A 23822-nucleotide genomic window follows, 5' to 3' on the forward strand; every position below is an offset into this window, starting at 1 on the left:
CACCTACAAATTACTTGCGCTAATCTGATTGTGCACGGCAGAAGCGCTTCACTTAAAAGATGCGCTGCTATCTCATGGAAAATTGCGCCGGCTACAATGCATAGAGCACTTAATAGCGCCGGTGAGACGCTTCAATCACGCCTTTGACAGCCCCAGACGGCGACACCACCACCGCATGGCGTTTCTTGGAAAGCTGCTCGGAGAGCTCACTTAGCGGCATTTCGGGCGAAACGATGGCAAATTTTTTCGCCGTGGCAATGTGATCCAGAAGAACACCGACTGAGTGTGCTGACAGCTCAAAGATGCCATCCTGGTGTGAGAATTTCAGCACAAAGCTTGCAATTTCGTGAGCGGAAATGACGCCTGTGACTCTGCCTGCATCCTCAACGAGCGTGAACTGAGATAGCGAAAGCTCGGACAAGGCCGTTGTCGTTCCCACCACCGTAAAGCGATTGTCGCATCGCTCTCCAACCGTGGGCCCAATGACGCCCTTCTTCGTGGGTTTTGTGCGCAACATTTTGGCCAATGTCGAATGAGCGTCCAGCCAAGTCAGGGCTTCTTTCGAAATGGCGCCCACCAAAAACTCGATGTCCTTGTGCACAGTGCTAACATCTTGGCGACCAGGTAGCGCCAAGATCCCTTCGTGGTGAGCGATGCGATTTCTAAACCGGTGCACCCGCTGAAGCCGATCGCCAAACTCATCAAATGTCACCGCCGGATCAGCCCTCGCCACGCGTGAAAACCGGTCCTTCCAGATCTGGGTGAAGTGATTGGAGCGCAGGAGGTGATACCAAAATCCCAGTTGGAGCTCGGCAACGATGTCATCGACATTGTTCGACCCTGCACTCTCTATTGCGCGGTCCAACATGTCCTTGGTCTTTGGAGCCAGAAGATTGGTCAACGATGAATTGCGATACCACGCTTGGCTGAAATCTTGCTTCAAGACATCATTGACCGCATTGCGCAGAACGATCTCGCACGCATGCAAAGGGAAAAGCATCGCCTTAGCCAAGCGCGAGTTGTAAAGATAGCTGTGCATGGCAAATTCGCGGTCCCGCTCAGCCCGCTTCAAATACGGCTCAAAGCGGGAATCCGACAAACACCGTGCCAGCTCACTGATCACAGCATTGTTGTATGGGTAAGGCTTACCAAGCTCAGCCATCGCACCAGAGTCCTTTCCGCGCCGACATGCAGGCGCTGTCCGGCGATATGATGACATCTACTCGCCATGGCCTGGCGCTATCTGGCCCTGTGGCGCGGGCTTGACATGCACCATCATGTGCTTTATCTTAGATCCATACGGCTAGATGTCTGTTCCGATCCATTGGTGGTGAACAGCGGCCTTAGAAACAGGCCCCGGGTAAGGTGCGTCCTCCCCGGGGTTTTTTATGCCTGTCGCTTGTTCACCCTAGGCAGAGCGTCCCGCTCCCGCCAAACGACCAAGCAGCGCGGCAAAGCACCTAGCGAAGCGCACTTCGGGGCAAAAAAGGCGCAAGTTCTGCTCGATTCTTGAGCGCAAGGTGCTGCTGCCCAGGCGAGCGCACAGCCTCCGGGTCGCCCAAACCTAGCTGTTGGAGCACATAAAACAGCAGTGACTGCCGGCATTTGAGTTCGCATTGCCCTTCACGCATGCCGTAGTCAAGCTCAATCAAAGCTTGGTGTGCGGGCGCGAGTTCAGGATGGGGCACCAAGACCAATCGCACCTGGCGGTGCCAAGCGTCGTCTTCGCCGGCTCGATCTCGGTCGGCTTTGCTCCCAGCAATATCCAATACACGCGATAGCAAAAAATCTCGGAAGTCCTGTCTTTTGTGGCAGTAGGCGCGCATATGCCAGCGGAAGCCGTCACTCACCAATGCATGGGGTGTGACCGAACGGACCGAGGGGCTCTCATCGGAAAAGGACTGATAACGCACATCGAGCTGCTGGCTGTGCCGGATTGCTTGGACCACCGAGATCACGATGCTCGCCTCCAAGCGTCGCCAGGGCCGAGGCAGGGCCGAAACCGGTGGGTGCCAGCCGAGGAAGCTTCCATAGGGCACCTCAGAATCCACCGCCACGCGCAAAAGATCTTCGAGATAGCGCGCATGGTCACTGGTGGGGAAGATCGCAACAAAGTCTGATGCCGCGCGATAGATCCGGGCGCTTGGGTCGTATTCCAAATTGTCGGGCGCACGCTTGCTGTATTCGGCCAAGTCCAAGGATGCCTGAGGCACCGAGATCCCGAAAAAGCCGGTCAGGTCGCTCCGATTGAGCTCCCCACCCCACCGCAGACGGTAATCAATGAATTCAAGCCGTCTTTCCTGACCCCACTTAGCGCGGGGCCTGGTCGCGCCTTCGGGGCTCGGTGAAGGTTCTGTGTGACTACTTTTGTCCATACCGCCTCATGCGTCTACTATCTAGACGGGTCTATTTTTTATTCGTATAGTGACCATACGCGCCCACAACGCTTGGCGCAATGGCACTGTGCCGCCTCACGGCATGGACCAACTCAACTCAACGCGCAGATTTGCCTGTGGCGCTGCGCACGGAACAAGGAGCGCTTCCATGCCACTGAGCAATACGGAGCTTCGCCATTACGACAGCCATGTCCTTCGCTTGCCCGCTGACAAGCGAAGCGAATACCACCAACAGGTTGATCGCCCGATCAATGCCTTGACCAAGCGGCTGCATGAGCAGCAAGTGGTCAAGATCACCAAAGTGGTCAAGGCTGGGTCGTTCGCCAAGTTCACCATTTTGCGCAAAACCTCCGAAGACCCTGTCGACGTGGACGTGGTGTTTTACATTGCCGATCGCAACGCCGATCACGAGACGCTGGCGAGTTTGAGCGAAGAAATCTACAAGGCCCTCATTGCGCTTTACCCCAACAAGGCCATTGAGGATTTCGAAATTCAGCGCAAGGCCGCGACCGTGACCTTCACAGGGTCAGGGCTAAGCGTTGACATTGTTCCGGTGATCGAAGACGCCTCACGCCCGGGCTATGGCTGGCAGTTTGACCTTCAAGATGGGACCAAGGTTCAAACCTGTGCGCCATGCCAGATCAAGTTCGTCAAAGACCGCAAAGACCAAGACGCTGACTTCCGAACCTTGGTGCGCATGGCCAAGCGATGGCGCCGCCATGCGGGCCTTGACCACCTCAAATCGTTTGCTGTCGAACTGATCATGGCGCATGTGTTGGAGATCAATGGGACAGCAGGGAGCATCGAGAAGCGCTTTCGCGACTTTTTGCTTTACATCGCCCAATCTGAGCTTCAAGAACACATCAGCTTTCCGGAAAACGGAGCCGTCAGTACGACCTTCACCTCGCCCGTGGTGATTTTGGATCCGGTGTGCAGCACCAACAATGTCACCAGCCGCCTAAGCGAAGAAGAACGACGAGAGATTGTCACCACTGCCGCAGAAGCCTGGGCGACTGCAAACTTCGCTTCGGCAGAAGACGACTGGGAACTTTGGAAAGAGCTGTTTGGACCGCGCTTTAAAGTCTCGGAGGACGCATGAGCACCGCCACTGCCACATCTACTCAAAGCTACTCCGTTGCCGATGTTGAACTGGTCATGCGCCGCGTGACAGCTGACTTGATCATGATTGCAAGCAGCACCGGAGCGGTAACGGAAAAGCATGCCCAAGACTGGGCGCACGATATCGAGATCCTGGCCAAGAAAGGCTATTTGAAAGCAGTGGATTTGACGCTTTTGAGCGATGGTATCGAACAACGCGCCACGCGATTTGACGTCAATGTGCAATCGGGCGATTTGACCATGAGTCGCCCAGGTGGCGTGCTCTGGCCCAAGGTCCCCAATGCCCATCTTCAAATCGTGCTTTTTTACACGAGCACCTACGATCAATCCGCCCGCCAAGCCATGCGCGACAAGCTCAACATCAGTTGGAGTCCCACAGATGCGGACACCACTCACAGTCAGCTGAGCTCCCACACCAACCGTGATTACGCCAGCAATAGCTTTGGCATGCAGCGCAAGGATTACACCCGATGAGTCAGACCGGAGTATTTGACGCCAAGATCGTTCTGACGGACCCGAAACTCTCTGCTCGTGAGAAGACGCTTCTTGGCTTCGAAGCACGCTTTTCCAAGATCCACAGGCAGCTTCGCTTGTTGCTGAACTTGGGACAGCTCGATGTATGGAGCAAGACGCACCATAAGGCCAAGTTACCGCTGTGCGAGCTTGTTGCTGAGCAGTATCCGTTAGTCATTTTTCATGGCGATGTCGGCACGGGGAAAACCGCAACAGCAGAGTGCGTGGCCAATCGCTTGGCAAAAGAATCAAAGACCGAGGACGCGCAGCTGTTCCGACTGAGCAATCGCGTTCGAGGTGGCGGCAAGGTCGGTGAGATGGGCACGCTGCTGACCCAAGCTTTTCACGAGGTCGTGCAATCGGCCGGAAAGAACCGACGCGCGTTTCTCATCATCGATGAAGGCGACTCCATTGCGGCCTCGCGCAATCAAGACCACAGTCATCATGAAGACAAAGTGGCGGTGAACACGCTCATCCAAGGTGTAGATGACTTGCGCTCTCATGGCGGACGCGTGGTTGTTTTTTTGTGCACCAACCGCCTTTCGGTGCTCGACGCCGCACTTCGTCGCCGGGCTGCTGTTGTTGAGATGTTCACTCGACCTAACGATGCTGAGCGACGGGAGCTCCTTAACATGGACCTGAGCGGCTTGGGACTTGCGCCAAAGCAAATCGAGCAGCTGGTCATGACCACAGGCCCGCAGGGCCAACAGCCTGGCTGGACCTTCTCGGACATTCGCACACGGCTTTATCCTGCCGCCTTGGCACAGGCATTTCCCGATCGCGCGTTGAGCTTTGAAGATTTTTACAGTGCGGCAAGCGCGCTTCGCCCCTCCCCGATCATGGAGGACAAGTGATGGCGCGCTCACCACTTTGGGGCAGGCGCATCCACCTGGCCGGGAGCATCCATGGCGATACGCTGATCGCAACCTCCCATGAGGTCAGCCGCGCCCGCGAGTATGTTCGCGCGTTGGTCAAAGCGCTGATGAAGCTGGGGGCAACATTCGTTGTCCCGGTGGATGCGGAAAAGCTCCGAGAAGACGGCTTGCCGATTTGCTTTGATTGGCTGATCTGGGAAACGATCAACCAAAACCTTTCAAGCAGACCAGCCGACGCCCCCTCCCCGCTTGTGGTTGCGGTGAAGCACCACAAGAACGAAGAGCAAATTCCGGCCCAGTTCTCCGACCTTTGGCAAGCCATGCGCCGCTCTGCCCTCGTTCGGATCGAAAGCGCTGCACACTGGGATATGAACTCCAAGCGCATGGAAGCCCAAGCCCGCCACGGAGATATTTTGATCACGCTTGGCGGGGGCGAAGGCGTGGAGTTTTTGGCCAATCTCTACCACGATGCGGGTAAGCCCGTCATTCCGCTTAATTTCAAGCTCAGCCCTCGGAATTTCGGATCCCAAAAGATCTATGACTTTGGCCTGAGCGGAAGGAACAGCCAAAGGCTCTTTCAAACTCAAGGATCGGTTGACTCGCACAGCTACCTCAATCGCATTGAGATCACTCCGACTAAAGCAGTTACAGAGGCTGTGGAAGACACCATCGATCTGTTGCAGGATCTGGTTGCCCCGCGTGCGTTTGTTGTTCGATTGCTCGCAACCGGTCACCCTGATTACAGCGCCGTCCAAGACTTTTTTGACACCGTTGTGCAACCGGTAATGGAGAACGAGCTTGGCTACAAGTTGACGGTTGTCAACGGGAAGCAGCGCTACGACCATTCGCGCATTGATCAAGAAATTTTTGAGAAGCTCCACCGAAGCGCCGTCGTCCTGGCCGATGTCACGGGCGCCAGGCCCAACTGCTTCATTGAGCTTGGCTATGCACTGGGGCGAGGTTTGCACACAGTGCTCTTAGCGAGAGAAGGAACGGAGCATCCGTTTGACATCACATCTTTTGCAGCCCACCACTGGTCAAGCACCGGTAGCACCGAAGATCGCCGGCGTGCGTTTCGAGAGCACTGGGACGCAATCAAGCTTCGCCCTGCCTTGGTCCAGATGGAGCCTTTGATCCCATGAACGACAAACAAGAAGTCTTCATCTCCGTGGATGTGGAAACCGCAGGCCCGATCCCCGGCATCTACTCGCTCCTTTCCATAGGCGCGTGTGTGATTGAGAACCCAGTTCAAACCTACGCTTGTGAGCTCAAACCCACGACGACGCAGGCCGATCCTGCGGCATTAGAAGTGACGGGGCTATCGTTGGAGCGGCTCGCTCGTGAAGGCTTGGCGCCGGAAGTGGCCATGCGGGAATTTCGGACCTGGGTGCTTGGCGTCTGCGAATCGAAGGGAGAACCAGTGTTCGTCGGGTTCAACGCCGCCTTCGACTGGTCGTTTATCAACTACTACTTCCATCGCTATCTGGGAGACAACCCATTCGGATTTTCCGCACTGGATATCAAGTCGCTCTACATGGGCGCGGTCCAATGTGCGTGGCACGACACGCGATCAAGTCAAATGGCCAAGTCGCTCCAACCCCATCTCGCAGGCAACCATGACGCGATGCAAGACGCGCTTTACCAAGCTGAGCTTTTCCGGTGCGTGCGGGCGCTAACGCCAGCCCGTCCTGTGTGAGCAACCACGCTTTGTCCCGACCCTAAGCCCACAGAAATCTGATCCACCAAATGCTTTCCAAGTTAGGCGCTGATGCTTAGAGCCGTCCGTCAACATCACTATGTATGGGCACACCATCTGCGTCGCTGGTCGATCGATGGCAAACGCGTGTGGCAGACAACGCCTCGCGGCAAAGTGGTTTGTGATAGCGTGGCAGGCGTTGCGCGGGAGCGCGATTTCTATCGCGCCTCAATGCTTACTCCAATCCAAATCGGGCTGATTCGCCGCACCATTGCGCTAGCCGATCGTACTTTGCAAGGCATCCACCTCCGAACCCTCAACCGTTGGTTGACCATCCAGCGGCAACACAAACTGATCACCGAGCGCGGTCTTGGCAGTGCTGAGATTGACGAAGCGTTTGAGGCGTTGCAAAGCAACTTCATCGAAACGCTCCACACAGGCCATGAACTTGGTGCGCGCCCTACGCTTGATGCCTTGGCCCAGCAAGACCTCTCTGTGCTCGAACAACCACAGCACTTGGTCGCTTTAATGTTCTTCTTTGGGCAACAGCTGACTCGGACCAAGCGGTTTAGGACGCTGTTTTTTGCGGCGGCACAAAGTGGCCCAAACCCTGAGTATGCCAATGACTTTGATGACGCCTGGTGGCTTCTGTCTTACATCTTGGGCTCGAATGTGGGTTGGAGCCTCTACGCCGATCGTCGTCAGCACACCCTCTCGCTCCTGACAACCGACCCAGCGCATCCACTGATCATTGCCGATCAGCCTATCGTCAATTTGTTCGACAATCCCGAACCTGGCAAACCACCAGATTTTGGCAACTTCTACTTCCCCATCTGTCCAACCTTGGGTTTAGCCGTTTGCGATCAGGCTGTGTTTTCCATGGGCCTCCATGCACTGAGTGCAGATGAAGTCCATCGACTCAATGCCGCCCAAGCCAAGACCGCCCAAAACTTCATCTTCGGCAATGAACGCGAGATCGTTGAGAAGATGTGCAAACTGATGCCGCGCTTTGCTCAGCCCTGAGATTGATCCACTTGGCGGATCAATCGTGCCTGCCATTGACAAAAGATCACAAGCAAGTAAGGGAGAAAAAGCAGAATCGAGAGCACCAATTTCCAAGGCGACTTGCGCAATCGATCAACCACTTGTTCAAAAATTGACCGGCTGAACACGCTGGCCACTAGCCTGCCGTTTCTAGGCAAGTTGGTTGACGAAAGCTTTGACGTCGCGGTCGTTACTTCCGTCATGAGCAAACAGGCCAACGACGCGAGGCAGTTTCCGCATCAGCTCGTGCATACGCTCCTTCTGATTCAGATATTCCTCATCCTTGAAGCCCATCGTTTCAACGATCAAGCGCTTGCCCTTGGCCTCCAAGATGAAATCAGGGCGAACTCCCTGGCCATCTTGCTTTAAGTCGATCAACGGCTTGATGATCTCGAAGGGCTTATTAATATTATTGAACTTCCAAAGCATTCGTTTAAGCAGATCAAGCGTCTTTCTTTCCAGTCCTGAGTCAACCAGCACATAGCTTTTAAGTTTGGCCAAGGGGTGCAAGTAGGCTTGATAGATCTGCGGCGAAGGCTGTCCTGGCAGCAATGCCACTAGCGCGATGGCAAGCCATGGGCCCGCCGTCCCCTCTCCCGGAACGAGCAACCGCCCCTTAAAGGAATACTTCTGATTTAACCTCGTCAGGACATGCTCACCGCCGGTGGGGTTGTGATCATCGACGACATCTATCACAAAGCCTTGTGGTTGCACCTTCCCAAAAGCTGCTTGCCCTGCAACGATCTTAGCTTTCAACTCATCGAGATGGCTAAACGATAGCCTGAACCAAGGCTTTGCTGGAACCGCTTTATCCGAGTCGAGGAACTGATTATCGAGGTAAGAGGACAACGCTTTCATCTGGTCGCTGATGGGCTTCGTCTCAATGCCAATTCGATTGAGTGATGCTCCTTCCAACACAGTGAACAGAACCCGCGCCAGTGTTGGCATCTTCTGGGCGTGACTCATTCGCTCCGCTGGCTGATGCTTATAACTCGCGACAGCGAAACCTCCTAGTCCCATGGCCTTTAAGACCGCAAGCCCCCTAACCTTCTTGATACGCGGAAGGCCTGAAATACCGCCCAATGACAAGGGCCGCTCTCGCGATAATTTGCAGTCCGGATGATGTGACGGGCGATCGTAGAGGTGCACCATCGTCGCTTTTCGAATGGCGCCGTTGGGCACTTGCTTGGGGAAGAAGACAGGGGAGTTTGTGGAATGCATCCCTCGGCACCCACAGACCAGCCAGCGCTTCTGCAAAGCCAGCTCTTGAAGCTTGCGCACGACTAGCGCATCTTCCTTCGTCCCAAGAGCGCTTTTTTTAATAAAGCGTTCGATGTAGCCAAACCAAACCGGGTCAAGCATTTCAAGCACAACCGGCTCTTGGTCTTCATCAAAACGATCAACGACAGCGATAGCTCTGGGATCAAAGTTCATCTTCGCACTTTGCCCAATGGCAAAGCGCATCGTCAATGCGGCGCTACAACCTTCTTGGCTGGCTTTTACTTTGTGCGAACAGGGTCTCGCTTTCAAGCCATTCTCGCTCAGCCTCACGAAAGAGCTTGGCAAACGCGCGCAAATATTGTTGTGGCCTATCGATGTTGAATTGATCTTCTACGCATACGTCGTGAAGTTCCAAGATCGAGATCTCAATGCCGGCCCTTGGAACATCAGTCCATAGGTCATCGCCCACTTTGAACGCCGAACGCCAGTCAGAGCGTGAGAGGACAGACCAAGGCCAGGGAGACGGCGTGGCGACTTCTGGCAAGATCGCTTCGCTCTCCACCCAGCGTTGAAGAGAAAAGCGTGCTTGCCCGCCTTGCCCAAACGCCTGATCGATCAACGCCCTAGCACAGATTTTCTGCCAGGCGAATTGGCGCTGCTGGCGGCACCATGCCCGCCAAAGCTCTCGTTCTGATCCAAAAATACAGTGCCCGTTTCCTACCCGGTAAAGTCGCGAGCCATTGATCACAGTCAGTGACAAACACTCCTTCCCGCACACCATGCGCCGATCCAGTCGAGCACCTTGTTCTTCGAAGTAGGCGTCCAGCGAATGAGGCTTAGTATTTCGCCGAATCGAATGTCGAGCCGCCGCCATGGAGGATGGCACTCTACTCCCAACATCGTTCGATCCGTACATTCACCACCTCCACCCAGAAACCTAGGGCGAAAGTGGGGCCTGTCAATGGTGCTTTAATCACTCCCGCCCGGCTGCGCCAGCTGTTCATGGAGAAGCGCGTTCAGCGATTGCCCCGCCCTAATGCACCGATCCGAAAATTCATTGGTATTGTCGATCGACCACACGTGGCCATGACGAAATAGCCGCTGAGCCCGATCAGGAGCCGTGCCGGGCCTGGCGTGAAGCAGCCCGTTTCGCAGCTCCCACGACAGCTCCAAACTCCTCTGCTAACGGAAGGATGGGTTCACCCAGCGCTTTGTTAGATAGGTCTATCGCAAGCTTCTTCAAGTTACCGGCCGTCATGCTCGCCGTATTATTCCTCGGCTTGATCGCCCCACAAATTCTCCTACTATGTGCAAGACAAAACGATGCTTCGGAACTCCATGCGTTTGCATTTATGGATCGTCATGACTAGGACTGATCCCCAAGAATCTTGTTGGCACTGATCAGATTTTAGCGCTTGCGAATAAATGCGTAGAGATCCTCGTAAACCCAGCTAAAAGTTAGATTTGGCTCCTTATGATTCGCCAATCTGCTTCAAGTTTGCTTTCAGGCGTGTTGCAGCGGCTTGCTCATTGACCTGCCAAATCTCAGCAAGGCTAACCACAGCCTGCGCGGCCTCCCAGGGCCAAATCGACCGAGAATCCATCTTAGCAAAAGGTCCGTCCGACTCAGTAAGAATACGGTCCTGCGGTATAGCCGCAGCAAGTTTTCTACCTTTCTCGCCGCGCAGCATTGCAGGCCCAACGCTAAACCAGCACCCCATCTCGACTGCGCGATCCAGCTCGCGTTGAGTGCCTGAAAACCAATGCAGGATCGGAACACCTGATTTTGGATGCTTTTCAAGCATATCCAAGACCGCCTTTGTGGCCCTCCTGCTATGCAGAGACATGACCCTACCATCAACCCCCTCGCACAAATCCAAAATTTGTTCGAACACAGCCAGTTGCGTATGCCAGTGCTGTTTCAACTCCGGACTGCCGTCCAATCCGATCTCTCCGACATATCTCACTCGACCTATGAGCTTCTCAAATAACGGCAGCTCAAACTTCCTTTCGTGCGCAATCTGCGGGTGCAAGCCTAGGCTGGTACGTATACGAGGGGCAGCGCCAGCCAGGGCAGAAGTTCCTTCCCAAGCTGACGGCGTTGTGGTTACTGACAAAACATACAAACCTCTCTCGACGCATTGCGATACAACCTGACGAGGGTCGGCATACAAGTCTAGGTGGCAGTGAAAATCGATCAATGCAACCCTACCGATTGATGCAGCGCCATCAATTCACCAAGCCCTCTCTGTATCACATCTCGAAGAGGTGCTCGTGGCCCCGCATGCGGGTAAGACAATGCGGAACGCAGCCATGCTTCCAAACCTTCGCTATTGACTCGCGAGATGGCCATTGCAACCGATCTCACATCATCGAAATGCGCGTAATCCGCTTCTCGACGGCCAATGTCCTTGAAGACGTAATCGGTAGGATCTGGCTGCCCCCAGGCCAGGTAGGCTGAACGACGAATTTGACATGGAATACAACGCCCGCATTGATTGTATCCATATCGACGATAGCGTCCGCAGCTTACGGAAGACGCTGCCAAATTACGTAATAAATCCTGATCTGCGCACTCGCGCGACATCTCACCCTTCGTTTTGTGCTGATATGGGTTAATCAAATTGACGCGCAAACCTGCGGCATCTAGCACTGACTGAACGCCATGAAGGAACTCTGGATGAGCTGTCCTGGTGCTCAGACTGCCAAGCCGCGTCCCTGTCAGTGGCGGATTGAGTGCAATGAAACCATTCTCACAGATGAACAACGGAACTTGCGCCCCATCCTGGTAAGCCTGCAAAGAGGTCGCAGCTAGAACTCCGAATGCCAGAAAGATGATCGACCGAGCACGCTGTGATGGTTCTCGACTCCCATCAGAAGGCGGGCTCGCATTGTGATTCAGAGGGAGATGTTTGAAACCTACGGCCTCAGCAAAACTGTGCTGATTGTGGCCATCGCCAGGCACTGTATTGCTGACCGCGATTGATCGACGCCCCGATTCAGCTAGGTCAATAGCACCGATTAGACTATCCATCCCCCCCGAGAGCAGACACACGCTGTCTTCAGTCGGTCGGAACAGTTCGTCCGGAGGATCAGGACGCCGCCCTTCGCCAACAAACTCCAACGTCCAGAGGTCTGTCGACAAGAACCGAAGCGCCGCTTCGATTGTGTGCGCCTCGGAGTTCCAGAAATCTGGCTCCCCAACTGCTGTTATCAAATCGATTTGGCGAGTCCAGCCATCAGGACTTCCCGCCCTATGAACACTAAGATCCGCCACGACGACAGAGAGGGCAAGCGAAAGAAAGTCCCATGCTCTTGGAGCAGGCGCATATCGCAAACGCTGTATTCGTGTCTCGATGGCCGCGCCTGCACTCCCAACAGAGCGAGCCCCATCAGCGTGCCGATCTGGCTGACCGTAGAGAATTAGTTGAAGATCGGAGACAGCTGGCACTGCAACGCCCCGAGGGGCAGAGAAGATTTTCATTCCATGTATCCCTCGAAAACTTCAAAAGTGTCCCTGAGCGCTTCTCTTACCGCTTGCGACACGTTCGCATCCGTCAGCCCTCTCCCAGACTCGCGTAGCTTACGAAACGACGCGGACACTGTTTGCCTCACGTAGTCTTTGACCTCCTTCAAACGGGCAAGCCCCTCACTAGCCGTGGGAGCGTTGTCTTGAATATGCTGGCCGACATCTAGCTCAAAGCGTTGAAAAACGTCGTATGCAACGAATCGTTCAATCGCGAACTCTCGTTGGTCCATCGACAGTTCCATCAGATCTGCATCCTGATATTGCGTCAGCAAGTCGGTAAGAGCGTCTCGGATGGCCGCGCGTGAAGCTTCGGCATCTTGTGTTCCATCGACGGGTCGAACCGCATCTACTACACGATCCATCACCTCTTCGGCGGATCTACCCGTCAGGAGAGATCGTTCAAGAAGCGTGCCTGTCTGCGCGAAACCACCAGCGCCTAGACCTGCCAGCGCATTGCCGAGCGCATTTGCAGTGCTGCCAGTGCTACTCATACGGCGGGACGCTGTTGCAGCTCCTCCATAGCCAGAGCGCACATAGTGTTTGACGGCTCGTCTTAAAGAGCGGCCATCGCCGTTTCTAGCAAAATCCCCCAGGTTCCGGCGCACACCCGTCCATCGCTGGGGCTGCGCTTGCGGCGACGGAGCGTCCGGTTCAGGTGGGGTGCCTGGTGGAGGTGCAGGTGTGTCGCCACCGCCAGCGGGAGGCGCATCGGCCCAGGGTGGAATCATTGGCCCGCTGGCGGGTGGTCCGCCGCTACTTTGAGAAGTGCCCATCTACTTGACTGTCCTTGTTTTGATGGCTGCCTTTACAGGCTTACTCGTGTCCCCAGCGTCCCAAGCGCCGAATACGTCTTTCGCCCAAGAGTAATCTGCGATTCTCGGAATGATGTTCGGACGGATCTGAGCTACAGGTCGATCTCGCAGAAACGCAGCTAGGCGCGCTCCCAGCGCAGGGTCGGACTCAGCCAGCGCCACGGCAGATTCAAGAATGGCAGGAACGCCCCATTCCTGCTCCTGGCGCGCCTTCTCTAACACGCGATCCATTAGCACGGTCGTCTCTGCCCGAGCTAAGCCAGATAGGCGCGCCTTCAAGCTGCCTGCCATCTCCGGCTGAGTAAGCAAAGCGGTGAGAACTTCGGCGGCATCCGACGACAAGCGGTCCTCGGGTGAGATTAGCGGCGCATGCTCACGACTTACGTAGAGAGCCCCACGCAAATCAATATCTGATAGTGCAGGAGGCAGTCGCAACCACTCTTCGATGAACGGCGCCTTCCAGGGATCTTGAAGAGCAAACTCGGCACCTGCAATTGCGGATTTTTCCCACTCCGCGAGGAACGCTGGCTTTCCGTTGTCGCTGGTGCTCACCTTGGACACCAAATCTGCGAAAGCCTTACTGTCCCCCAGCCGCTCAAACAACATCAGCTTGGCCAATACTGCTTCGTCAACACCAACGCCTTGCGCGTTGGAAATGGCCATCCGGATGGAGAGTGCGTTTAGAAAGCGCTTGATCAGACGTGGGTTGCCCAAAATTCCCGATGCGCCAACCATCAAGGGCGCGAGCCGGTCAGCCGTGTCTAGCTTACCGACAAGTTCGCCTGGCAAATCCGGATGCAGACCTGCAACGAAACCTCGATCCACCCGATTGCCCTGCCATGTCTTCCGCAATTGCTCGCATACACCCAAACGGATCTTATTCTTATCTTCTTGATCCAAGCTACTGTTGTCTACGAACAATAGCATCATGTAAGCGCGAACTTCCTGGGTGCCCAAAGGTGGAACGCGGATGGGAACCTGAATCAGTTTATCGAAATAGTTGATGACTAGGTCATCGGTGATGCCGTCAAAGTGGCGCCTGACGGCATGCTTGATCATGCCATCATCCGCTGCGATCACGAATGCGGTGTGGCGAAGAAATAGAAACAATCGGATTGCTTCTAAGGTAGAGATCGTCGTCGGCGGTAAGCACCGATCGAGATCGTCTATCAGAACAACCAGCGTAATTCCTAGCTCTTCTAGCGCCTGTTCAAAGCTGTTGCGTAGCGCTTGAATTTCCTTTGGTGGCGAGATTTCGAGTCGAGGGTCCAATAGACCAGCGACTTCCTTTCCTGCCTTCTTGACTGCTTTATCGGCAGCCTTCAACTCATCCTCGTTGACTCCATCGGCCATATCCCCGGCAGTATTGAACACCCCGCCAAGAACGCCAATTGGCGGCAACCCCAATGTCAATGCCGCCACATCGGTCGCCACGAGCTTGCCAAGGCGAAGCCACCGGATCCTCTTGACGAATTCCGTGACCTTATCCCCCGCCGTCTCACGCTTCTTGGCTTCTTCCGCAAGTTTATCCGCGATGACATCCATGAGTGCAGCACGCGCGTCATCATAGCCTTGGTACAGCCACGCATTGAATTCAACGACGACGAATTCTCTATCGCCTTCCTGTCTCGGCCGGGCGGAGAGCGAGGCATGGGTAAGCTTAATCATAGAAGACTTGCCCACACCCCATGATCCCGATACCCCAATCGATACTGGGCGCCCGTTGGCCTGCGCGATGATCTCTGCAACCGTATCTGCGATTCCAGAGAAGTTAAGAAAATCTCTCTCTGTCTCGTTGTCAGCCCACATGTCCACCTCAACCTTAGAAAATTCAAAGATGTTCAATGACTATTGGAAATTGGCGAGACAACCCTTCCTGTTATTCGCAAATTACTGCTTCAACTTGCAGATCGTCTTGCATGCAAGCAAGCGTCAGACAGACGATTCAAGTTCGCGCAGGCGTAAATGTGCGTACGAAAGATGATGACCTTGCTAGCGCATAAGTTCATAGCGTTGAGCGCGTGATCTGGCCTCAGCCTCCTGATAGCGAAGCTCTCGTATCACCTGCGCTGCGACCTCAGCTAGCTCATTGGCCAATTCCTGCTCACCGATGGCCCCCATCACTTGTTCCCAGAAACCTGCCGCCCGCACGAAACCCAGACGCGGCCCAATGGCGGATCGTCGTCGCGAGGATGAAGGAGTGATGATGGGGGCAACCGGCTGAGGTGCGGGCGCTGGATCCAAGATCTCGGCCAACGCTTCAAGGGGCATCTGGATCAATCCGTCGATCTTGCGGGCGCCCGGATAGCGACCTGACTGCATGCCTTCGCGAACGCGTTGCACCACCCCTCTCGTGTTCTGCCCGCGAAGCACATGTGCGACCTCGTCCGGCCGAAGTGCATATCGCTGCGGATACAACTCTCGAAGCGTTTGAAGCGCGCTTGCAGACATATGCGTGGGCCATCCTAGACTCATTACAACTGTCTTATAGCGCAGCCTAGGAGAGCATGGAAGCCGTGGCAATGCTGTGGCGAACAAGCGCTGTTAGAAGCTGCTTTAGGTTGTCTAGACCTGCATCACGCCCAATTAATGGTCAGCCGTAGGCCTTATGAAACAGCAGGTTAGACCAGATAAAGGTAGCCCCTCAATTTCCCCTCTTCCTTAGGAGGGGGACGCTCTATCCAGCTGAGCTACGGGGCCAAGGGCGGCATTGTCGCACGATCGTTGCGATTGCCAAGCCGGTGGGTGGTCGGCGGAGCCTGCTAAAATCGGCGGCTACCCGTGTCGCGGGTGGCCCTGTCCGCTGCGCGACCGTCCCGACCTTTGGAGATCCCATGTCCGCTGACCTGCTCAAGGCGCTCGACCTCGCCGCGTCCAATTCCGGTACCTATCTTGGCGAGGCGACCTGGTCGCAGGCCACCGGCGCCGGGGTGCTGCAGCCGCTCAATCCGACTACTAATGAAGTCATCGCCGATGTGCAGGCGACCACGCCGGACGACTACGAGCTGATCGTGCAACGTGCGCAGGCCGCCTTCAAGGTGTGGCGGACCACGCCGGCGCCGCGTCGTGGCGAAGCCGTTCGCCTGTGTGGCGAGGCGCTGCGCGCGCACAAGGATGCGCTGGGCTCGCTGGTGGCGCTGGAAATGGGCAAGAGCAAGCCCGAGGGCGATGGCGAAGTGCAGGAGATGATCGACATCGCCGACTTCGCGGTGGGCCAGAGCCGCATGCTCTATGGCTACACCATGCACTCGGAGCGGCCGGGCCACCGCATGTATGAGCAGTACCAGCCGCTGGGCCTGGTCGGCATCATCAGTGCGTTCAATTTCCCGGTGGCGGTGTGGGCGTGGAATGCGTTTTTGGCGGCGATCTGCGGCGACATCTGCATCTGGAAGCCGTCCAACAAGACCCCGCTGACCGCGATCGCGACGATGAAGATCTGCAATGCGGCATTGAAGGACGCCGGCTTCCCGGACATCTTCTTCCTGATCAACGATGCCGGCACGTCGTTGTCGGAGAAGCTGGTCGAAGACGGCCGTGTGCCGCTGATCAGCTTCACCGGTTCGACCCAGATCGGCCGCGTGGTCGCCGAGAAGGTCGCGCATCGCCTGGGCCGTTGCCTACTGGAATTGGGCGGCAACAACGCGATCATCCTGGACGAAACCGCCGACCTGAAGTTGGCCATCCCGGGCATCGTGTTCGGTGCGGTGGGCACCGCCGGGCAGCGCTGCACCACCACGCGCCGCCTGATCGTGCACGAGTCGATCTACGACAACGTGCTGGCCACGCTGGTCAAGGCGTACAAGCAGCTCGACGGCAAGATCGGCGACCCCACCGACCCGGCAAACCTGATGGGCCCGCTCAACAGCCAGGGCGCGGTGGAGCAGTTCCTGGCCTCGATCGCCAAGGCCAAGGCCGCCGGCGGTACGGTCGAAGTGGGCGGCACCGCGATCGATCGCCCCGGCAACTTCGTGTTGCCGGCCATCGTCACCGGGCTGCAGAACAGCGACGCGGTGGTGCAGCACGAGACCTTCGCACCGATCCTGTACGTGATGAAGTACAGCACGTTGGACGAGGCGATCGAGCTGCAGAACGGCGTGCCGCAGGGCCTGTCGTCGTCGATCTTCACCCAGAACCTCAAGGCGGCCGAGAAGTTCCTGTCGGCAGCCGGCAGCGACTGCGGCATCGCCAACGTCAATATCGGCACCTCGGGTGCGGAGATCGGCGGTGCGTTCGGTGGCGAGAAGGAAACCGGCGGCGGTCGCGAATCCGGCTCGGATGCGTGGAAGGTCTATATGCGTCGCCAGACCAATACGATCAACTACTCCGACTCGCTGCCGCTTGCCCAGGGCATCAAGTTCGATCTTGATTGAAGGCCGCATGGCGCGCCGGGGAATGCCCGGCGCGCTGCCGTATCTGCGGGTGGGCAATGCCGCTGCACTGCACTCGGCAGCTTGCTGGCAGGACAGCCTGACAGTGACGGCGTTGGTCGCCGATGTCCCGCGACCGGCAGCCGATAACCGCCTGCACCAAAGCCACTGGACCAGCAATCTGCGGAGCGTCCGGCACCCTTGGTTGCCGTGAGTAGCGGCGCCCAACGCCGCACACTCAGCCGATTCGAGCGCTCAAACGCGCCAAACGCGCCCACGCGATCGACGTTTGGCCGCAAACGGCACGCCTTTCGGGCGGCCGCTCTGGGATAATCGCGGTACGTCAGCCGTCGGCTGCCGGCCCTTCTACAGGAGTTGCTGATGAACGTCGTCGTTCGACAGACCAGTGCCATGGCCATTGTCAGCCTGGTTGCAGGCATTCTCGGCTGGACGCTGATCCCGTTCCTGGGCAGCCTCTGCGCCATCATCACCGGCCATCTGGCGCGAGCGGAAATCCGCCGCAACCCGCAAGGCCTGGACGGCGACGGGCTGGCCATCGGCGGGCTGATTCTTGGCTGGCTGGCGGTAGCGCTCTGGGTGGCAGGACTCGCGATCTTCATCCTGTTTTTCGGCGGTATGGCCTGGCTTGCGGCCGCAAACAGTTGAGCATGGCCGCGCCCTCCTCTGCCCAGCGCTTCAACGACCGCGTCGCGGCCTACGTGCGCTACCGGCCCGGTTATCCGCCGCAGTTGCTGCGCTGGTTGCACGAAGAATTGGGTGTGACCCCGGCAACCGCAGTGGCCGATATTGGCGCCGGCACCGGCATCTCCAGCCGCCTGTTTCTGGAGGCCGGTTATCCAGTCACGGCAGTGGAACCCAACCCGGCCATGCGTGAAGCCGCGCAGCAGTGGCTGGCGGGGTTCCCCAAGTTTCAGGCGATCGATGGCACCGCCGAGGCCACCGGGCTGGCCGATGCCAGCGTTGGACTGGTGTCTGCCGCGCAGGCGTTCCACTGGTTCGACACGCAGGCCATTCGCGCCGAATGGGCGCGCATCCTGCAGCCCGACGGGCTGGCGATGATCTACTGGAACACCCGCGAGCTGGACACCACCGACTTCTTGCGCGGCTATGAGCAAATCCTGCTGGACTACGGCACCGACTATTCGGCCGTGGCCGAGCGTTACCAGGACGATGCCACGATGCAGGCCTGGTTCGACGAAGGCTTCCGCGCGATGGCACGCTTTCCCAATGCGCAACAGCTGGATTTCGACGCCTTGCGGGGCCGGCTATTGTCGTCTTCGTATGCGCCGCTCGCGCACGACCCGCGCCATGCACCGATGCTCGCCGCGCTACGCACGCTGTTCGATGCGCATGCGCATGACGGACACATCGACTTCCAATACCAGACCCGCGTTTTCGCCGGGAGATTGAACTGACCCGCATGTATTCGCTTGCCCGCCCCTTTCTGTTTTCCCTCGATGCCGAACGCGCCCACGCGCTGGCCCTGCGCTCCATCGACACCGCCTACCGCACCGGCACTACGCCGCTGCTGGCCAAGCGCCCGGTGCCGCTGCCGACGCCCGCATTCGGTTTGATGTTTCCCAATCCGGTCGGGCTCGGTGCCGGGCTGGACAAGAACGGCGAACATATCGATGCGCTGCTGGCGCTGGGTTTTGGCTTCGTCGAAATAGGCACGGTGACGCCGCGTGCGCAGGAAGGCAATCCCAAGCCGCGCATGTTCCGGCTGCCGGAGTATCAGGCGGTGATCAACCGTATGGGCTTCAACAATCTGGGCGTGGATGCGCTGGTGGCCAACGTGCAGCGCGCGCGCCGTCGCGGCGGGCTGCTCGGCATCAACATCGGCAAGAACAAGGACACCCCCAACGAGGAGGCAACCAGCGATTATCGCTATTGCATGGAGCGCGTGTATCCGCTGGCCGACTACATCACCGTCAATATTTCTTCGCCCAACACCGCCGGCTTGCGCGAGTTGCAGGAAGAACAGGCGCTGCGTCGTTTGATTTCCGAGTTGCGCGAAACCCAGGAAGCACTGGCCGCTCAACATGGCAAACGTGTGCCGATGCTGGTGAAGGTGGCGCCGGATCTCAACGACCGCGACATCGATGCTGCGGCGCGCGTACTGGCCGACCTGGCGGTGGATGGCGTGATCGCCACCAACACCACGGTGACGCGCACCTTGATCGCCAACCATCCATTGGCTGGCGAGGCCGGCGGACTGTCCGGCGCACCACTGCTGGGGCAATCCACCCTGGTGCTGCGCCGCTTGCGTGCGCGCCTGCCCGAATCGATTCCGTTGATCGGCGTGGGCGGTATCAACTCCGGTGCCGATGCGCTGGCGAAGATGGCCGCCGGCGCAACCCTGGTGCAGTGCTATAGCGGCCTGGTGTATCGCGGGCCGCAGTTGATCGGCGAATGCGTGGATGCAATTCGTCGTCGCCGCGAAGCGCCGAGCGGCGGTGCGGTGTCGCCGTTATGAGCCAGGCCGTGCAGCCGGGCTGGCAGTTGCGCGAGCACGCGCCGCTGCGTGCGCTCAACACCTTTCATGTAGAGGCCACGGCGCGCTGGTTGCTCAGCATCCATGTGCCCGACGCATTGCCCGAGGCACTGGCCGCTCCCGAGATCGCCGGGCAACCGCTAATGGTCCTGGGCAGCGGCAGCAACGTGCTGCTGGCTGGCGATCCGCCGGGCTGCGTGCTGTGTTTCGAAAACCGCGATCTGAGCATCATCGCGCACCACGCCGACCACGCCATCGTGCGCGCCGGTGCCGGCGTGAACTGGCATGCGCTGGTGCTGTATTCGCTGCAGCAAGGTCTGTCGGGGCTGGAAAATCTGGCATTGATTCCCGGCACGGTGGGCGCTTGTCCGATTCAGAACATCGGCGCCTACGGCGCGCAAGTGGGCGACTTCATCCATGTAGTGGAAGCCTTCGATCGGCACACGCAGCAGTTTGTGCGGCTGGCTGCAGCCGAGTGCGCATTTGGCTATCGCGACAGCGTGTTCAAGCAACTGCCGGAGCGCTATCTGATCGTCGCAGTGGAATTCAATCTGCCACTGCTGCATGAGTTGCGGCTGGACTATGCCGGCATCCGCGAGGAACTCGCCAGCATGGGCGCCGAGCTAGCCGGTGCGGCCGATGTGGCACAGGCAGTGATCAACATCCGCCAGCGCAAATTGCCGGACCCGGATGTGCTGGGCAATGCAGGCAGCTTCTTCAAGAATCCGTTATTGCCCAGCGAACAAATCGCCGCGCTGCAGGCCACGTTTGCCGATATGCCGGTGTATCCCGGCGAACAGCCCGGCCAGGGCAAATTGTCGGCGGCCTGGTTGATCGAGCAGTGCGGCTGGAAAGGCCGGCGCGAGGGCGATGCCGGTGTGTCGCCGGATCACGCCTTGGTGCTGGTCAACTATGGCACTGCCAGCGGCGCGCAATTGCTGGAATTTGCACGGCGCATCGCCGAGTCGGTACGCGAGCGTTACTCGGTGATCCTGGAACCGGAACCGCGCGTCATCGGAGCGCATTGGTGACAGCGCAACAGGCCTCGCGCCGTGCTGCGCTGTGGATGCTCACCAGTACCTTCGCCTTCGGCCTGATGGCCATCGCCATCCGGCTGGCATCAAGCAATATCTCCACCACCGAGATTGCGTTTTTTCGTAACGCGTTCGGGTTATTGGCGTTGTTGCCGCTGATCGTGCGGCCGGGCAAACCGCTGCCGCGTACGCGGCAATTGCCGCAGTATCTGGCGCGCACCTCGATCGGTCTGGCCTCGATGCTGTGCGGGTTCTGGGCGATCGGCCATCTGCCGCTGTCGCAGGCGATTTCGTTGTCGTATTCCACGCCGTTGTTCGTCACCGTCTTGGCGGTGGTATGGCTGCACGAACAGGTGCGCATGCGCCGCTGGCTGGCAGTGGCGGCAGGATTCATCGGCGTGTTGGTGATCCTGCGACCGGGTTCGTCCACCTTTACGCCCGGCCTGTTGGTTGCGCTGTTGGCTGCGGTCATCAGCGCCATTGTCGCGATCCAGATCAAACAGCTCTCGCGCAACGACGACTCCGACACTGTGGTGTTCTACACCTATGTGTTCTGGGTGCCGATGTCATTGATTCCGGCAATGTTTCAATGGACCTGGCCGCAGGGCATCAATTGGCTGTGGCTGGTGGCGACCGGCATCTTCGGCACCGCCGGGCAGTTGTTCTGGACGCGCGCGCTCAAGCTGGGCGAAGTCTCGGCGCTGCAGCCGATCAGCTTCATGCAGCTGCCGCTGGTGGCATTGCTGGGCTGGTGGTTGTTCGGCGAGGCGATCGAACGCCACACCTTGATCGGTGCGGCCATCATCATCGGTGCCAACGTCTATATCGCCCATCGCGAAAGCGTGCTGGCACGGCGCGCTGCCACGCACGCGCCGATAGAGGGCGTAAAACCAGGCGAGTGATCAACCGTCTGTGCGGCGCCTTGCAGGCCCGCGCGGTGGCGTGGCAACGATGCCAACGTACACTGCGCTGTCGGCGCGACCCGGACATTGACGGGACCACGTCGGCAGGCGCACTTTCATTGAATGCTCCGCGATGAGGTCGGCATGCCGGTTCCAAGCAAAACCATTGGCCTGATCGGGGGCATGCGTCGGCCAGCAAGCTGCGCAGGCGATCATCCTGGGCTGCACCGAGATTTCGCTGCTGGTGAGTGCCGCCGATGCGCCGCTGCCGCTATTCAACACCACCGCACTGCACGCTGAGGCGGCGGCGCAGGCAAGCGTGCACGATTGATCGGCATCGAAGGCGCAGCCACCGCGCCTTTACCGAAGTGCATCTGCGTCGTGCTTGCGTGCAAACGTGCAAGCTGTGCCTTGCTGGCACGGCAGCACAGCTGCGTCAAACGTCACCGTTCCCGCACGCGCATGCGCGCCATCACCTGCCACAGGAGGTCACGCCTTGAAGACCGACCCATCACCAGGCACTGCACCAGCAACCCAGCTCACACGCGGCGATTACAAGACGCTGGCCCTGTCTGCGCTGGGCGGCGCGCTGGAACTCTACGACTTCATCATCTTCATTTTCTTCGCGACAGTGCTGGGAGAGCTGTTCTTTCCGCCAGGCATCCCGGACTGGATGCGCCAGTTGCAGACCTTCGGCATCTTTGCGGCCGGCTACCTGATCCGCCCGCTGGGCGGGATCGTGATGGCGCACTTCGGCGATCTGCTTGGTCGCAAGCGCATGTTCGCGCTGAGCATCGGGCTGATGGCATTGCCCACGCTGGCCATCGGCGTGCTGCCAACCTATGCGCAGATCGGCCTGGCCGCCCCGCTACTGCTGCTGACGATGCGGTTGCTGCAAGGCGCGGCCATCGGCGGCGAAGTCCCCAGTGCATGGGTGTTCGTTCGTCGCAGAACACGTCCCGGCGCAGCGCAGAGGACTCGCCTGCGGAACATTGACCGCCGGCCTGGCTGCCGGCGTCCTGCTCGGTTCGCTGAGCGCCGGGGCGATCAACCGCGCCTTCACCCCGCAGGAGATCGCCGACTACGCCTGGCGCCTGCCGTTCCTGGCAGGCGGGGTCTTCGGGCTGCTTTCGGTCTATCTGCGGCGCTGGCTGCACGAAACCCCGGTGTTCGCTGAACTGATGGCCATGCGTGCGATCGCGCGCGAAACGCCACTCAAGGTGGTGCTGCGCGATCATCCACGCAGTGTGGCGCTGTCGTTGTGGCTGACCTGGATGGTCGCGGCCGGGGTGCTGGTGGTATCGCTGATGACGCCCACGCTGCTGCAGAGCGTGTATCGCTACCCGGCAGCGGTTGCATTGCAGGCCAATCTGCTCGCGGTTCTACTGCAGGCCATCGGCTCGATCGTGGCTGGTGCATTGTCCGACCGCTGGGGCAACGGACGCGTGCTGCTTGTCGGCAGTGTGTTTCTGGGCATTAGCGCATGGCTGTTCTATCGGCTGGCGGGCGACCCGCAGCTGTTGTTTCCGCTATATGCCCTGCTGGGCGCTGCGCTCGGCGTCCTGGGTGCGATCCCGCGCATCATGGTCGAAGCATTTCCGCCGGTGGTGCGCCTGTCTGGCGTGTCGTTCGCCTACAACCTGGGCTATGCCGTCTTTGGTGGTCTGACACCGTTGGTGGTGGTGATGTTACTCAAGCAGCACCCGATGGGACCGGCGTACTACATGATTCTGCTGGCAGTGATCGGCAGCGTGATCGGGCTGCAGTTGTCGCGACGGGAGCGAGCAAGTCGTTGCTGA

Annotated in this window: 21 protein-coding genes and 2 pseudogenes; 14 read left to right on the forward strand and 9 right to left on the reverse strand. The window is 58.2% G+C overall.

Annotated elements, in window-relative coordinates; all coding sequences use genetic code 11:
- Nucleotides 1-109 precede the first annotated feature (109 nt).
- Nucleotides 110-1162, reverse strand: coding sequence for a CBS domain-containing protein (locus tag AC1PLU_RS12775; protein ID WP_011269853.1), 1053 nt, complete (start codon nt 1160-1162; stop codon nt 110-112).
- 298 nt (nt 1163-1460) lie between these two features.
- Entirely contained in the window at nt 1461-2375 is a 915-nt protein-coding gene (locus AC1PLU_RS12780) for a helix-turn-helix transcriptional regulator (RefSeq protein WP_011269854.1), read from the reverse strand.
- A 169-nt stretch (nt 2376-2544) separates the two neighbouring features.
- Here AC1PLU_RS12780 and AC1PLU_RS12785 point away from each other — a divergent pair, with 169 nt between their 5' ends.
- From AC1PLU_RS12785 to AC1PLU_RS12810, 6 genes are all read left to right on the forward strand, one after another.
- Entirely contained in the window at nt 2545-3495 is a 951-nt protein-coding gene (locus tag AC1PLU_RS12785; protein WP_481106420.1) for a CBASS oligonucleotide cyclase, read from the forward strand.
- Nucleotides 3492-3989, forward strand: coding sequence for an HORMA-1 domain-containing protein (locus AC1PLU_RS12790; protein ID WP_167762676.1), 498 nt, complete (start codon nt 3492-3494; stop codon nt 3987-3989). Before AC1PLU_RS12785 ends, AC1PLU_RS12790 begins: the two co-directional genes overlap by 4 nt.
- A complete protein-coding gene (locus tag AC1PLU_RS12795) occupies nt 3986-4882 on the forward strand; it encodes an AAA family ATPase (RefSeq protein WP_011269857.1) in 897 nt (298 codons plus the stop codon). The genes AC1PLU_RS12790 and AC1PLU_RS12795 overlap by 4 nt, the downstream gene beginning before the upstream one ends.
- A complete protein-coding gene (locus AC1PLU_RS12800; protein WP_167762677.1) occupies nt 4882-6045 on the forward strand; it encodes a hypothetical protein in 1164 nt (387 codons plus the stop codon). Before AC1PLU_RS12795 ends, AC1PLU_RS12800 begins: the two co-directional genes overlap by 1 nt.
- Nucleotides 6042-6599, forward strand: coding sequence for a 3'-5' exonuclease (locus tag AC1PLU_RS12805; protein ID WP_011269859.1), 558 nt, complete (start codon nt 6042-6044; stop codon nt 6597-6599). Before AC1PLU_RS12800 ends, AC1PLU_RS12805 begins: the two co-directional genes overlap by 4 nt.
- A gap of 72 nt (nt 6600-6671) precedes the next feature.
- Nucleotides 6672-7622 (forward strand): DUF4238 domain-containing protein, encoded by a 951-nt coding sequence (locus AC1PLU_RS12810; protein WP_481106421.1) that lies wholly within the window; start codon nt 6672-6674, stop codon nt 7620-7622.
- A gap of 171 nt (nt 7623-7793) precedes the next feature.
- Here the strand turns inward: AC1PLU_RS12810 and AC1PLU_RS12815 are convergent, their stop codons facing one another.
- The 7 genes from AC1PLU_RS12815 to AC1PLU_RS12845 all read right to left on the reverse strand — a co-directional run bounded on the left by AC1PLU_RS12815 (nt 7794) and on the right by AC1PLU_RS12845 (nt 15527).
- Entirely contained in the window at nt 7794-9107 is a 1314-nt protein-coding gene (locus tag AC1PLU_RS12815; protein WP_481106422.1) for a hypothetical protein, read from the reverse strand.
- A gap of 13 nt (nt 9108-9120) precedes the next feature.
- Complete coding sequence (locus tag AC1PLU_RS12820) at nt 9121-9624, reverse strand: hypothetical protein (protein WP_481106423.1); 504 nt, start codon at nt 9622-9624, stop codon at nt 9121-9123.
- 712 nt (nt 9625-10336) lie between these two features.
- Nucleotides 10337-11065: a Qat anti-phage system TatD family nuclease QatD gene (gene qatD, locus AC1PLU_RS12825; RefSeq protein WP_011269864.1), complete on the reverse strand. Its 729-nt coding sequence runs from the start codon at nt 11063-11065 to the stop codon at nt 10337-10339.
- Nucleotides 11062-12348 (reverse strand): Qat anti-phage system QueC-like protein QatC, encoded by a 1287-nt coding sequence (qatC, locus tag AC1PLU_RS12830; RefSeq protein WP_005916301.1) that lies wholly within the window; start codon nt 12346-12348, stop codon nt 11062-11064. Before qatC ends, qatD begins: the two co-directional genes overlap by 4 nt.
- Nucleotides 12345-12884 (reverse strand): Qat anti-phage system associated protein QatB, encoded by a 540-nt coding sequence (qatB, locus tag AC1PLU_RS12835; RefSeq protein WP_238377993.1) that lies wholly within the window; start codon nt 12882-12884, stop codon nt 12345-12347. The genes qatC and qatB overlap by 4 nt, the downstream gene beginning before the upstream one ends.
- Before the next feature lie 282 nt (nt 12885-13166).
- Nucleotides 13167-15050: a KAP family P-loop NTPase fold protein gene (locus AC1PLU_RS12840; RefSeq protein WP_005916294.1), complete on the reverse strand. Its 1884-nt coding sequence runs from the start codon at nt 15048-15050 to the stop codon at nt 13167-13169.
- A 147-nt stretch (nt 15051-15197) separates the two neighbouring features.
- Nucleotides 15198-15527: a hypothetical protein gene (locus AC1PLU_RS12845; protein WP_327197853.1), complete on the reverse strand. Its 330-nt coding sequence runs from the start codon at nt 15525-15527 to the stop codon at nt 15198-15200.
- Between the two features lie 512 nt (nt 15528-16039).
- Between AC1PLU_RS12845 and amaB the strand changes: the two genes are divergently transcribed.
- From amaB to AC1PLU_RS12885, 8 genes and pseudogenes are all read left to right on the forward strand, one after another.
- Nucleotides 16040-17575 (forward strand): L-piperidine-6-carboxylate dehydrogenase, encoded by a 1536-nt coding sequence (gene amaB, locus AC1PLU_RS12850; RefSeq protein ID WP_481106424.1) that lies wholly within the window; start codon nt 16040-16042, stop codon nt 17573-17575.
- Between the two features lie 378 nt (nt 17576-17953).
- Nucleotides 17954-18238 (forward strand): DUF4190 domain-containing protein, encoded by a 285-nt coding sequence (locus AC1PLU_RS12855; RefSeq protein ID WP_006449325.1) that lies wholly within the window; start codon nt 17954-17956, stop codon nt 18236-18238.
- A 2-nt stretch (nt 18239-18240) separates the two neighbouring features.
- Nucleotides 18241-19008: a class I SAM-dependent methyltransferase gene (locus AC1PLU_RS12860; protein WP_481106425.1), complete on the forward strand. Its 768-nt coding sequence runs from the start codon at nt 18241-18243 to the stop codon at nt 19006-19008.
- Nucleotides 19009-19013: 5 nt separating this feature from the next.
- Entirely contained in the window at nt 19014-20069 is a 1056-nt protein-coding gene (locus AC1PLU_RS12865) for a quinone-dependent dihydroorotate dehydrogenase (RefSeq protein WP_006449323.1), read from the forward strand.
- A complete protein-coding gene (murB, locus tag AC1PLU_RS12870) occupies nt 20066-21118 on the forward strand; it encodes a UDP-N-acetylmuramate dehydrogenase (RefSeq protein ID WP_481106426.1) in 1053 nt (350 codons plus the stop codon). Before AC1PLU_RS12865 ends, murB begins: the two co-directional genes overlap by 4 nt.
- A complete protein-coding gene (locus AC1PLU_RS12875; RefSeq protein WP_481106427.1) occupies nt 21112-22023 on the forward strand; it encodes a DMT family transporter in 912 nt (303 codons plus the stop codon). Before murB ends, AC1PLU_RS12875 begins: the two co-directional genes overlap by 7 nt.
- A 187-nt stretch (nt 22024-22210) precedes the next feature.
- Nucleotides 22211-22354 (forward strand): annotated as a pseudogene (locus tag AC1PLU_RS12880) (aspartate/glutamate racemase); the annotation flags it as partial.
- Between the two features lie 300 nt (nt 22355-22654).
- Nucleotides 22655-23822: pseudogene (locus tag AC1PLU_RS12885) on the forward strand (MFS transporter).

It is taken from the genome of Xanthomonas sp. NCPPB 2933 (assembly GCF_056725225.1).

Excerpts from the sequence above, each read along its gene's own strand:
- AC1PLU_RS12775 (WP_011269853.1), bottom strand. The coding sequence starts at position 1,162 with ATGGCTGAGCTTGGTAAGCCTTACCCATACAACAATGCTGTGATCAGT.
- AC1PLU_RS12780 (WP_011269854.1), bottom strand. The coding sequence starts at position 2,375 with ATGGACAAAAGTAGTCACACAGAACCTTCACCGAGCCCCGAAGGCGCG.
- AC1PLU_RS12785 (WP_481106420.1), top strand. The coding sequence starts at position 2,545 with ATGCCACTGAGCAATACGGAGCTTCGCCATTACGACAGCCATGTCCTT.
- AC1PLU_RS12790 (WP_167762676.1), top strand. The coding sequence starts at position 3,492 with ATGAGCACCGCCACTGCCACATCTACTCAAAGCTACTCCGTTGCCGAT.
- AC1PLU_RS12795 (WP_011269857.1), top strand. The coding sequence starts at position 3,986 with ATGAGTCAGACCGGAGTATTTGACGCCAAGATCGTTCTGACGGACCCG.
- AC1PLU_RS12800 (WP_167762677.1), top strand. The coding sequence starts at position 4,882 with ATGGCGCGCTCACCACTTTGGGGCAGGCGCATCCACCTGGCCGGGAGC.
- AC1PLU_RS12805 (WP_011269859.1), top strand. The coding sequence starts at position 6,042 with ATGAACGACAAACAAGAAGTCTTCATCTCCGTGGATGTGGAAACCGCA.
- AC1PLU_RS12810 (WP_481106421.1), top strand. The coding sequence starts at position 6,672 with ATGCTTAGAGCCGTCCGTCAACATCACTATGTATGGGCACACCATCTG.
- AC1PLU_RS12815 (WP_481106422.1), bottom strand. The coding sequence starts at position 9,107 with ATGCGCTTTGCCATTGGGCAAAGTGCGAAGATGAACTTTGATCCCAGA.
- qatC (WP_005916301.1), bottom strand. The coding sequence starts at position 12,348 with ATGAAAATCTTCTCTGCCCCTCGGGGCGTTGCAGTGCCAGCTGTCTCC.
- qatB (WP_238377993.1), bottom strand. The coding sequence starts at position 12,884 with ATGAGTAGCACTGGCAGCACTGCAAATGCGCTCGGCAATGCGCTGGCA.
- AC1PLU_RS12845 (WP_327197853.1), bottom strand. The coding sequence starts at position 15,527 with ATGCAGTCAGGTCGCTATCCGGGCGCCCGCAAGATCGACGGATTGATC.
- amaB (WP_481106424.1), top strand. The coding sequence starts at position 16,040 with ATGTCCGCTGACCTGCTCAAGGCGCTCGACCTCGCCGCGTCCAATTCC.
- AC1PLU_RS12855 (WP_006449325.1), top strand. The coding sequence starts at position 17,954 with ATGAACGTCGTCGTTCGACAGACCAGTGCCATGGCCATTGTCAGCCTG.
- AC1PLU_RS12860 (WP_481106425.1), top strand. The coding sequence starts at position 18,241 with ATGGCCGCGCCCTCCTCTGCCCAGCGCTTCAACGACCGCGTCGCGGCC.
- AC1PLU_RS12865 (WP_006449323.1), top strand. The coding sequence starts at position 19,014 with ATGTATTCGCTTGCCCGCCCCTTTCTGTTTTCCCTCGATGCCGAACGC.
- murB (WP_481106426.1), top strand. The coding sequence starts at position 20,066 with ATGAGCCAGGCCGTGCAGCCGGGCTGGCAGTTGCGCGAGCACGCGCCG.